General features: G+C 67.5%; 11 protein-coding genes. 8 read left to right on the forward strand and 3 right to left on the reverse strand.

Going from position 1 to position 9,896, the window contains the following annotated elements; translation table 11 throughout:
• The first annotated feature begins 9 nt into the window (after nucleotides 1-9).
• Genes P3W97_RS11045 through pyrE form a run of 4 tightly spaced genes read left to right on the forward strand, consistent with a single transcriptional unit; the run spans nucleotide 10 to nucleotide 2,184 of the window.
• Nucleotides 10-120, forward strand: a complete 111-nt coding sequence (locus tag P3W97_RS11045; protein ID WP_367184592.1) for a helix-turn-helix domain-containing protein — start codon at nucleotides 10-12, stop codon at nucleotides 118-120.
• Nucleotides 121-150: 30 nt separating this feature from the next.
• Nucleotides 151-1,059, forward strand: coding sequence for a 5'-nucleotidase (locus P3W97_RS04940; RefSeq protein WP_300844352.1), 909 nt, complete (start codon nucleotides 151-153; stop codon nucleotides 1,057-1,059).
• A gap of 7 nt (nucleotides 1,060-1,066) precedes the next feature.
• Complete coding sequence (gene crcB, locus P3W97_RS04945) at nucleotides 1,067-1,450, forward strand: fluoride efflux transporter CrcB (protein WP_300844354.1); 384 nt, start codon at nucleotides 1,067-1,069, stop codon at nucleotides 1,448-1,450.
• A 32-nt stretch (nucleotides 1,451-1,482) separates the two neighbouring features.
• Nucleotides 1,483-2,184 carry an orotate phosphoribosyltransferase gene (gene pyrE, locus P3W97_RS04950; RefSeq protein ID WP_300844356.1) on the forward strand — a complete coding sequence of 234 codons (702 nt, stop codon included), beginning with the start codon at nucleotides 1,483-1,485 and terminating at the stop codon, nucleotides 2,182-2,184.
• An 86-nt stretch (nucleotides 2,185-2,270) separates the two neighbouring features.
• Here the strand turns inward: pyrE and gatB are convergent, their stop codons facing one another.
• Genes gatB through gatC form a run of 3 tightly spaced genes read right to left on the reverse strand, consistent with a single transcriptional unit; the run spans nucleotide 2,271 to nucleotide 5,582 of the window.
• Nucleotides 2,271-3,749 carry an Asp-tRNA(Asn)/Glu-tRNA(Gln) amidotransferase subunit GatB gene (gatB, locus tag P3W97_RS04955; RefSeq protein WP_300844358.1) on the reverse strand — a complete coding sequence of 493 codons (1,479 nt, stop codon included), beginning with the start codon at nucleotides 3,747-3,749 and terminating at the stop codon, nucleotides 2,271-2,273.
• A 4-nt stretch (nucleotides 3,750-3,753) separates the two neighbouring features.
• Nucleotides 3,754-5,286, reverse strand: coding sequence for an Asp-tRNA(Asn)/Glu-tRNA(Gln) amidotransferase subunit GatA (gene gatA / locus P3W97_RS04960; protein ID WP_300844361.1), 1,533 nt, complete (start codon nucleotides 5,284-5,286; stop codon nucleotides 3,754-3,756).
• Complete coding sequence (gene gatC, locus P3W97_RS04965; RefSeq protein WP_300844363.1) at nucleotides 5,283-5,582, reverse strand: Asp-tRNA(Asn)/Glu-tRNA(Gln) amidotransferase subunit GatC; 300 nt, start codon at nucleotides 5,580-5,582, stop codon at nucleotides 5,283-5,285. The genes gatA and gatC overlap by 4 nt, the downstream gene beginning before the upstream one ends.
• 128 nt (nucleotides 5,583-5,710) lie before the next feature.
• Between gatC and P3W97_RS04970 the strand changes: the two genes are divergently transcribed.
• The 4 genes from P3W97_RS04970 to mrdA form a co-directional block, all read left to right on the forward strand.
• The gene (locus P3W97_RS04970) at nucleotides 5,711-6,757 is read left to right on the forward strand and encodes a rod shape-determining protein (RefSeq protein WP_300844365.1); all 1,047 of its coding nucleotides are present in this window, start codon (nucleotides 5,711-5,713) and stop codon (nucleotides 6,755-6,757) included.
• A gap of 47 nt (nucleotides 6,758-6,804) precedes the next feature.
• On the forward strand, nucleotides 6,805-7,695 hold the full coding sequence (mreC, locus tag P3W97_RS04975) for a rod shape-determining protein MreC (RefSeq protein ID WP_300844367.1): 891 nt from the start codon (nucleotides 6,805-6,807) through the stop codon (nucleotides 7,693-7,695).
• Nucleotides 7,692-8,216: a rod shape-determining protein MreD gene (gene mreD / locus P3W97_RS04980; RefSeq protein WP_300844369.1), complete on the forward strand. Its 525-nt coding sequence runs from the start codon at nucleotides 7,692-7,694 to the stop codon at nucleotides 8,214-8,216. The genes mreC and mreD overlap by 4 nt, the downstream gene beginning before the upstream one ends.
• A gap of 25 nt (nucleotides 8,217-8,241) precedes the next feature.
• A partial coding sequence (gene mrdA / locus P3W97_RS04985; RefSeq protein ID WP_300844370.1) for a penicillin-binding protein 2 occupies nucleotides 8,242-9,896 on the forward strand: 1,655 nt, incomplete at its 3' end.

The raw sequence follows: 9,896 nt of genomic DNA on the forward strand, positions 1-9,896 counted from the left end.
CGCGCACAGCTGGAAGCCCTGCTGCAGCGCAACCGCTGGAACCAGTCGCGCACCGCGCGCGAGTTGGGCTGGACCTTGGCCAAACTGCGCTATTGGATGCAGCGCCTGGGGTTGGGGTGATCATCGACTGGCCTGTGCACCAAGAGACCCATGACATCTCCTCTCCAAGGCTGTCTCGTCGTTGCCATTTCTTCCCGCGCGCTGTTCGACTTCGAGGCCGAGAATCGCGTCTTCGAAGAAGGCGACGACGGCGCCTACATGCAGCTGCAGCTGCAGCGGCTGGACCAGCCGGCTGCGCCGGGCGTGGCGTTTTCGCTGGTGCGCAAGCTGCTGGGCTTCAACGACACGCGGGCGCAGCGGGTGGAGGTGGTGATCCTCTCGCGCAACGACCCGGTGTCAGGCATGCGGGTGTTTCGCTCTGCCGCGCATTACGGGCTGTCTATCCAGCGCGGCGTATTTACGCGCGGTGCGCCGCCGTGGCGCTACCTGCGCCCACTGCGGGCCAACCTGTTTTTGTCGGCCAACCTGGACGATGTGCGCGCCGCCCTGGATGCGGGGGTGCCCGCCGCGCAGGTGTATCCGCATGCGCAGCGGGCGTCGCAGGCGCATCCGCACGAGGTGCGCATCGCCTTCGACGGCGACGCGGTGTTGTTTTCGGACGAGGCAGAGCGCGTGTTTCAGGCCCAGGGGCTGGACGCCTTTCAGGCACACGAGAGCGCCAAGGCCGCGCAGCCCCTGCCGGGCGGGCCGTTCAAGCCGCTGCTGCAGGCGCTGCACCGCCTGCAGCAGGAGGGTACCGACCGCATGCGCATCCGCACGGCACTGGTCACCGCGCGCAGCGCCCCTGCGCACGAGCGCGCCATCCGCACCTTGATGGATTGGCACATCGAAGTGGATGAAGCGCTGTTTCTGGGCGGTCTGCCCAAGGGTGAATTCCTGCGCGAGTTCGAGCCGGACTTCTTTTTCGACGACCAGACGCGCCATGTGCACAGCGCCGCCGAACATGTGCCCGCCGGTCATGTGGTCGCGGGCGTGGCGGGCAGCGGCGCGGTGGGATAATGACCGCATGATCACCTCGGTTCTGGCCATCGCCGCCGGTGCCAGCGTGGGGGCCCTCGTGCGCTGGTGGTTGGGGCTCGCACTCAACGCCGTGCTGCCGCACCTGCCGCTGGGCACGCTGGCCGCCAACTGGATCGGCGGATATGCCATCGGCGTGGTGGCCGCGTTCTTTTTGCACCACCCGGACATTGCGCCAGCCTGGCGGCTGTTTGCCGTGACCGGTTTGCTGGGCGGTTTGACGACGTTTTCCAGCTTTTCCATCGAAATGACCTCGCTGCTGCAGGACGGCAAACTGCTGTGGGGACTGGCTGGCATCGGCCTGCACGTGGGAGGGTCGCTGGTGCTGACGGCGTTGGGCATGGCCACCTACACCTGGTGGCGCGCCGTGTGACCAGCCCCCCCGCTACTGGCACGATGTTCGCAATGACGACGTCCTTCTCCTCCTCTCCCGATCCGCTGGCCCAGCGCTTCGTGCAGTTTGCACTGGAAGCTGGCGTGCTGCGCTTTGGCGAGTTCAAGACCAAAGCCGGGCGCCTGAGCCCCTATTTCTTCAACGCCGGCCTGTTTGATGATGGCGCCAAGCTGGGGCAGTTGGCAGAGTTTTACACCGAGCGCATCCTGGCTAGCGGCGTGGCGTTCGACATGATCTTTGGTCCAGCATACAAGGGTATTCCGCTGGCCGCGGCAGTGGCGGTGGAACTGGCGCGGCGCGGGCGCAACCTGCCCTTTGCCTTCAACCGCAAAGAGGCCAAGGACCACGGCGAAGGCGGCACGCTGGTCGGCGCCCCGCTGCGCGGGCGGGTGCTCATCATCGACGATGTGATGAGCGCAGGCACCGCAGCGCGCGAGTCGATTGCGCTTATCCGTGGCGCTGGCGCCACACCGCACGCCATGGCGATTGCGCTGGATCGGCAAGAGATCGCCACCGAGGTGGGCCCCGACGGCACGCTACGCGAAGTGCCCTATAGCGCCGTGCAATATGTGCAGCGCGAACTGGGCCTGACGGTGTGCGCCATTGCCAGGTTGGACGATTTGCTCCAATATCTGCTGCAACAGGACGACTCTGCCATGCGGACCCACCGCGAACGGGTGCAGGCCTACCGCGCGCGGTACGGGGTGGCGTGACCGGACGGATGCATCATCGGCGAGATGGGTGAGGCGTCGCCGAGGACGGCTGACGCTGGCGCGCGACCCGCACGAGGTCGCACAGCTCACCCCAGCGCACGCTTGAGCAGTTCGTTGACCTGCTGCGGATTGGCCTTGCCTTGGGTGGCTTTCATCACCTGCCCGACCAACGCATTGAAGGCCTTGTCCTTGCCAGCGCGGTATTCGGCGACATTCTTTTCGTTGGCAGCGATCACCTGGGCAATGATGGCCTCCAGTGTGCCAGTGTCGTTCATCTGCCGCAGGCCCTTGGCCGCAATGACCGCGTCCACCCGGGCCAAGGCCGCCGGTCCATCCTGAACGTCGCCCGGCTCGACCCAGAGCGCATCGAACACCTGCTTGGCCGCATTGTTGGACACCGTGCCATCGCTGACGCGCTGCAGCAGCGCCCCCAGCAGCGCGGGTATCACCGGACAGGCGTCGATGCCGATCTCGGCAGCGTTGAGCCGGCGCGAGACCTCGCCCATGATCCAGTTGCTCGCGGCCTTGGGTGCGGCGCCCGCGCGCACCGTGGCTTCGAAGTAGCCTGCCATCGCGGGACTCTGGGTCAGGGTGGCGGCGTCGTAGTCCGGCAGTCCATACTCACGCACCAAGCGCTCGGCCATGGCCCGCGGAAGCTCCGGCATCTCGGACTGCACGCGCGCCACCCAGTCTGCGGCAATCACCAGGGGCGGCAGGTCCGGGTCAGGGAAGTAGCGGTAATCGGCCGCATCCTCTTTGGTGCGCATGGCGCGCGTCTCGCCCGTGTCGGGGTCGAACAGCACCGTGGCCTGTTCAATGGCACGGCCGTCTTCCAACTGCTCGATTTGCCAGCGAACTTCGTAGTCGATGGCCTGCTGCATGAATTTGAAGCTATTGAGGTTCTTGATCTCGCGCCGTGTGCCCAACGGCTGGCCGGGCTTGCGCACCGACACATTGGCATCGCAGCGAAAACTCCCCTCTTGCATATTGCCGTCGCAAATGCCGATCCAGGTGACGATTTTGTGCAGCTCTTTCGCGTAGGCCACAGCCTCGGCGCTGGAGCGGATGTCCGGCTCGGTGACGATTTCCAGCAGCGGCGTGCCGGCGCGGTTGAGGTCGATGCCGCTCATGCCGTGGAAGTCCTCGTGCAACGACTTGCCGGCGTCCTCCTCCAAGTGGGCGCGCACCAGACGCACGATGCGCCGCTCGTCGCCCAAGTAAAACTGGATGGCTCCACCCTGCACCACCGGAATCTCGTACTGACTGATCTGGTAGCCCTTGGGCAGGTCGGGATAAAAATAGTTTTTGCGCGCAAAGATGCTGCGCGATGCGACATGGGCCCCGACCGCCAGAGCGAAGCGGATCGCGCACTCGACCGCCGCACGGTTCATCACCGGCAGCGTGCCGGGCAGCGCCAAATCGACGGCGCAAGCTTGGGTGTTGGGTGCAGCACCAAAGGCTGTGGCCGCGCGGCTGAAGATTTTGCTGCGCGTGGCGAGTTGGGCATGGGTCTCGAAGCCGATGACGACCTCGTAGCCCTGGACGAGAAACGATGCACGGGTCATGGGGTCAGGCCTGATGCGAGAGGATCACGCTGGCCGGGGCACGGGTGTGCCAGTCGGTCGCGCGCTGGAACTGATGGGCCGCATGCAACAGACGCGACTCGGCCAGATGCGGGCCGATGAGCTGCAGCCCCACCGGCAGACCGCCCGCGCCAAAGCCAGCCGGCACGCTCATGCCCGGCAATCCGGCCAGCGACGCCGGCAAGGTGTAAATATCGGCCAGATAGGCCGACAGCGGATCATCCGCCTTGTCGCCGATGGCCCAGGCCACGGTAGGTGCGACGGGTCCGGCAATCAGGTCACACTGCTGGAAGGCCCGCAGAAAGTCTTCGGCGATCAGGCGGCGGATCTGTTGTGCCTTGAGATAGTAGGCGTCGTAGTAGCCGTGAGAGAGCACATAGGTGCCGATGAGAATGCGGCGCTGCACCTCGGCCCCAAATCCCTCGCTGCGCGAGCGGCAGTACATGTCGAGCAGGTCGGTGTACTCGGCCGTGCGGTGGCCGTAGCGCACACCGTCATAGCGGCTGAGGTTGGAGCTGGCCTCGGCGGGGGCGATGATGTAGTAGGCCGGGATGGCCAGTTCGGTGCGCGGCAGGCTGACGTCCACCAGCGTCGCACCCAAGCGCTCGAACTCCGCCAGCGCGGCGCGCACGGCGGCCTGCACATCGGCGCTGCAGCCCGCGCCAAAAAATTCGATCGGCAATCCGATGCGCAGCCCCTGCAGCGGGCGGCCCGCGCTGGCCCCGGGCAGCGGCTCGTCCAGCCCGCGGGTGTAGTCCTCGGCTGGGTGATCCAAGCAGGTGGAATCGCGGTCCGGATCGGGCCCAGCCATGGCCGACAGCAGCAGCGCGCAGTCCTGGGCCGAGCGCGCGATCGGCCCGGCCTGGTCCAGACTGGAGGCATAGGCCACCAGGCCGTAGCGCGAGCAGCGGCCGTAGGTTGGCTTGATGCCGGTGACGCCACAGAATGCGGCCGGCTGGCGGATCGAGCCACCCGTGTCGGTGCCCGTCGCCCCCGGCACCAGCCGCGCCGCGACCGCAGCGGCCGATCCGCCGGACGAGCCGCCGGGCACACGCGTCGGGTCCCAGGGGTTGCGCGCCGGGCCATAAGCCGAGTTGTCGTTGCCCGAGCCCATGGCAAACTCATCGCAGTTTAGCTTGCCCAAGGTCACCGCCCCCGCCCCAGGGTGCCCGTCGGCGCCACCGCCCAGCCGGGCCACCACGGTGGCATCGAACGGGCTGCGGTAGCCAGCCAGCATACGGCTGCCCGCGGTGGTGGGAAAGTCGCGCGTGACCAAGACATCCTTGTGCGCGATGGGCACGCCCAGCAGCGGGGTATGCTCGCCGCGCGCGCGCCGCTCGTCGGCCTGACGCGCCTGGGCCAGGCTGGCGGACTCGTCCACGGCCAGGAAGGCGCCCAAGCCCTCGTGCGCACGCACGCGCTGCAGCAGCACCTGGGTGACTTCGACGCTGGAGGTGCGGCCCGCGTCCAGCTCGGCGGCCAGCTCGGCCACGCCCATTTGATGCAGTTCGCTGCTCATTCGATCACCCGCGGCACGAGGTACAGGCCGTCCTCGACGGCGGGGGCGCTGGCCTGGTTGGCCGCGCGGCAGTCGGGTTCGCTCGCGACATCGTCGCGCAGCCGCAGCGCCACATCGGTGAACACCTCGGCCGGATGCGCGAGCGGCACGACACCGGTGGTGTCCACCGCCTTCATCCGCTCGACGATGTCGAAAAACGCATTGAGCTGGCCGAGCATGCGCTCGGCCGTCGGGCCGTCGAGCGCCAACCGCGCCAGGTGCGCAAGGCGGTCGACATCCTGTAGGGTCAGTGACATGATGTATCAGGTCGCAGGTGTCTGTCGGGTGAGGTAAGGCTTGCGGTATTATCCCGGGTTTCACGATACGGCCTGCTCGCTTCCTGGCGCCACCCCCCGCAGGCAGGCTGCACAGGACTTCACACACCATGTTCGAATCCCTGCGTCGGCATTTTTCGACCGACCTCGCCATCGATCTGGGCACGGCCAACACGCTCATTTATGTGCGCGGCAAGGGCATCGTGCTGGATGAGCCCTCCGTAGTCGCGATCCGCCATGAGGGCGGCCCCAACGGCAAAAAGACCATCCAGGCCGTCGGTAAAGCCGCCAAGGCCATGCTCGGCAAGGTACCCGGCAACATCGAGGCCATCCGCCCGATGAAGGACGGCGTCATCGCCGACTTCACCGTCACCGAGCAAATGCTCAAGCAGTTCATCAAGATGGTGCACCCGCGCTCGATGCTCAAGCCGAGCCCGCGCATCATCATCTGTGTGCCATGCGGCTCGACCCAAGTGGAGCGGCGCGCCATCCGCGAGTCGGCGCTGGGGGCCGGCGCCTCCGAGGTCTATCTGATCGAAGAGCCGATGGCCGCCGCCATCGGCGCTGGCCTGCCGGTGGCCGATGCGGCCGGCTCCATGGTGGTGGACATCGGCGGCGGCACCACCGAGGTCGGTGTCATCAGCTTGGGCGGCATGGTCTACAAAGGCAGCGTGCGCGTGGGTGGCGACAAGTTCGACGAGGCCATCATCAACTACATCCGCCGCAACTACGGCATGCTCATCGGGGAGCCCACCGCCGAGTCGATCAAAAAAAACATCGGCAGCGCCTTCCCCGGCTCGGAAGTCAGAGAGATGGAGGTCAAAGGCCGCAATCTCTCCGAGGGTGTGCCGCGCAGTTTCACGATCAGCTCCAACGAGGTGCTCGAGGCGCTGACCGACCCCATCAACAACATCGTCAGCGCCGTCAAGACTGCACTGGAGCAGACCCCGCCGGAGCTCGGCGCCGACATCGCCGACCGCGGCATGATGCTGACCGGCGGCGGTGCGCTGCTGCGCGATCTGGACCGCCTGCTCAACGAGGAAACCGGCTTGCCGGTGTTCGTCGCCGAAGACCCGCTGACCTGTGTGGTGCGCGGCTGCGGCATGGCACTGGAACAGATGGACCGGCTGGGCCACAGCATCTTCACCAGCGAGTGACAGACCGCTCGCGGCCCCCGTCGCCGACCGCCGCCTAGCCATTCGCCATGTCGCTCGGCACCGTCGACCGCACGCCGCCGCCCTTCTTCAAGCAGGGCACACCGGCCCTGACCAAGCTGCTCGTCCTGAGCGCCCTGGCGGTGCTGCTGATGGTGGTGGATGCGCGCCTGCGCTGGGCAGCTCCACTGCGCGCAGCGGTGGCGACGGCGCTGTATCCGGTGCAGTGGCTGGCGCTGCAGCCGGTACGCGCCACGCAATGGCTGGGGCAGCATTTCGCGTCGCTGCAGGCGGCCCAGCGCGATGCTCGCCAGGCGCGCGAACAGCTCGCCCGGCAAGCGCAGCGGGCCGGCCTGGTCGAACACCTGGCCCAGGAAAACCGCGAGCTGCGGCGGCTGCTGGGTCTGCGCGAGCGCGTTTCGCCGTCGGCCCAGGGCGCCGAAATCTTGTATGCGCTGCCGGACCCCTATATGCCCGCCGTGGTGATCGACCGCGGAGCGCTGCAGGATGTGCGCGAGGGCGCGCCGGTGATGGACGGCTTCGGCGTGCTGGGCCAGGTCACACGCGTCTACCCCGCCACGAGTGAGGTCACGCTCCTGGCCCACCGCCTGCTCGCCATCCCTGTGCTCAACACCCGCACCGGCGAGCGCTATCTGGCCTATGGCAACGGCAGTCGCGACGAGCCGGGGCTGAGTTTGCGCTTCGTGCCGGTACAAACGGCGACCCGCCCGGGCGACACCTTGGTGACCAGCGGGATCGACGGCCTGTATCCGCCGGGGCTGCCGGTGGCGACCGTCCGTGCCGTCAGCGCCGAAGGCCGCGAGGGCTTTGCCCAGGTGCTGGCCCAGCCTGTGGCCCGCATCCGCGACGCGCTGCATGTGCTGGTGCTGCAACCCGCCCAAGGCGATGCGCTGGCCCCCGCGACGGAGCGTCACCCATGATGCTGCCGCGCGGACAAGCCCTGTTGCTGCCAGCCAACCCGGTTTTCATCTGGGGATCGCTGGCGGCGGCTTTTTTTCTGCTGGTGCTGCAGGGACAGCTCGCGGGCGCGGCTTGGTTGCCGGATTGGATGGCGCTGGTGCTGGTGTTTTGGACCATCCACCAGCCGCTGCGCATCGGTGTGAGCGTGGCCTTCGTCGCCGGGCTGTGTGTGGATGTGCACCAAGGGGTCTTGCTGGGGCAACATGCGCTGGCCTATGCCGTCATGGGTTATCTGGCCGTGACCCTGCACCGGCGGGTGCTGTGGTTCGACCTGCGCGGCCAGACGCTGCATGTGCTGCCGCTGTTTGCGGTGGCATTTGGCCTGCAGGCGCTGGTGCGGCTGCTCGCCGGCCACGGCAATCCTCCCGCCCTGGCGTGGATCGCCCCACTGTTGACGGCCGCGTTGTGGACGCCTGCGACCTGGATCTTGCTCGCCCCGCAGCGCCGCGCGCATGACCCGGACGAAACCCGTCCCCTCTGACTCTTGCATACCCCGGCCACTGGCGATGACCACGTATCCCGACGCCGACATCCGCATTGCGCGCTTTCGCCGGCGCGCGTGGGTGGCGCTGGCGGCGGTGGTCGCAGCATTTGGCCTGCTGGCACTGCGCGCCTGGCATCTGCAGATCCGCGAACACGAGCGCTACGCCGCCCAGGCCGAGGTCAACCGCACGGCAGTGCTGCCCATCCCTCCCCCGCGCGGACGCATCGTCGATCGCCACGGCGTTGTGTTGGCCGAAAACCTGCCGGTCTATGCGCTGGAGATCGTGCCCGCCCGCACCCCAGACCTAGAAGGCACGATCGAGCGCCTGAGCCAATGGGTGTCGATCACGCCGCGCGACGTGCAGCGGTTTCGCCGGCTGCTTGCGGATTCCAAGCGCTTCGACTCCATTCCCCTGAAAACCCGCCTGAGTGAAGAGGAAATGGCGCGGGTCGCCGCCCGCCTGTGGTCGCTGCCAGGGGTGGAAATCCAAGCGCGTCACTTGCGACGCTACCCGCTGGGCCCCACGGCGGCGCATGTGCTGGGCTATATCGGCCGCATCAGCCAGCGCGACCGCGAAGCCATGGAAGACTGGCCGGAAGACAAGGTCGCCAACTACCGCGGCAGCACGCACATCGGCAAGCTGGGCGTGGAACTGGCGCAGGAAGAGCGTTTGCACGGCCGCACCGGGTTCGAGCGGGTGGAGACCTCTGCCTCGGGGCGCGCGGTGCGCCGCCTCGATTCGACCCCACCCCAGGCGGGCGACACGGTGCGGCTGTCCATCGACGTGCGCCTGCAACACCTGATCGAGCGGCTCTACGGCGAGCGCCGCGGCGCGCTGGTGGCGCTGGATATACAGAGCGGCGAGGTATTGGCTTTGGTCAGCATGCCCAGCTTCGATCCCAACCTGTTCGTCGATGGCATCGACGCGGACAGCTGGCGCGCACTCAACGAGTCGCCTGATCGACCGTTGCTCAACCGTGCGCTACGCGGCACCTATCCGCCTGGCTCGACCTACAAACCTTTCATGGCGCTGGCGGCGTTGGAGCTGGGCCTGCGCACACCCCAGACAACCATCCATGACCCCGGCTACTGGGTGCTGGGCAATCACCGCTTCCGCAGCCATGGCGAGCTCGCGCTGGGTATGGTGGACCTGCGGCGCAGCATCGTGCTGTCCAGCAATGTCTACTACTACACGCTGGCGCACGAAATGGGCGTGCAGGCCATCCACGACTTCATGGCCCCACTGGGCTTTGGGCAGCTCACCGGCATCGACTTGCCCGGCGAAGTGCGCGGCGTCCTGCCCAGCCCGGCGTGGAAGCGCGCCACCTACCGCACACCCGAGCAGCAGCGCTGGCACCCGGGCGAGACGATCTCACTGGGCATCGGCCAGGGCTACAACAGCTTTACCATGCTGCAGCTGGCCACCGCCATGGCTGCACTGGCCGGCGGGGGGATACGGCAGACACCGCATGTCGTGCTGGAGACGCTGACTCCCGGACCCGACGCAGGGGTGACCTCGTCGCGGCAAGCGCTGCCAGGCCGCCCGCTGGGCTACCAACCTGGGCATGTGCAGACGGTGCTGGACGCGATGGCCGCCGTGACCACCGAAGGCACGTCGGCGCGGGTATTCGCCGGCGCGCCGTACCGCAGCGGCGGCAAGACGGGCACAGCGCAGGC

Origin of the sequence: Tepidimonas sp., assembly GCF_029335975.1 — a bacterium.
Taxonomy (GTDB): domain Bacteria; phylum Pseudomonadota; class Gammaproteobacteria; order Burkholderiales; family Burkholderiaceae_C; genus Tepidimonas.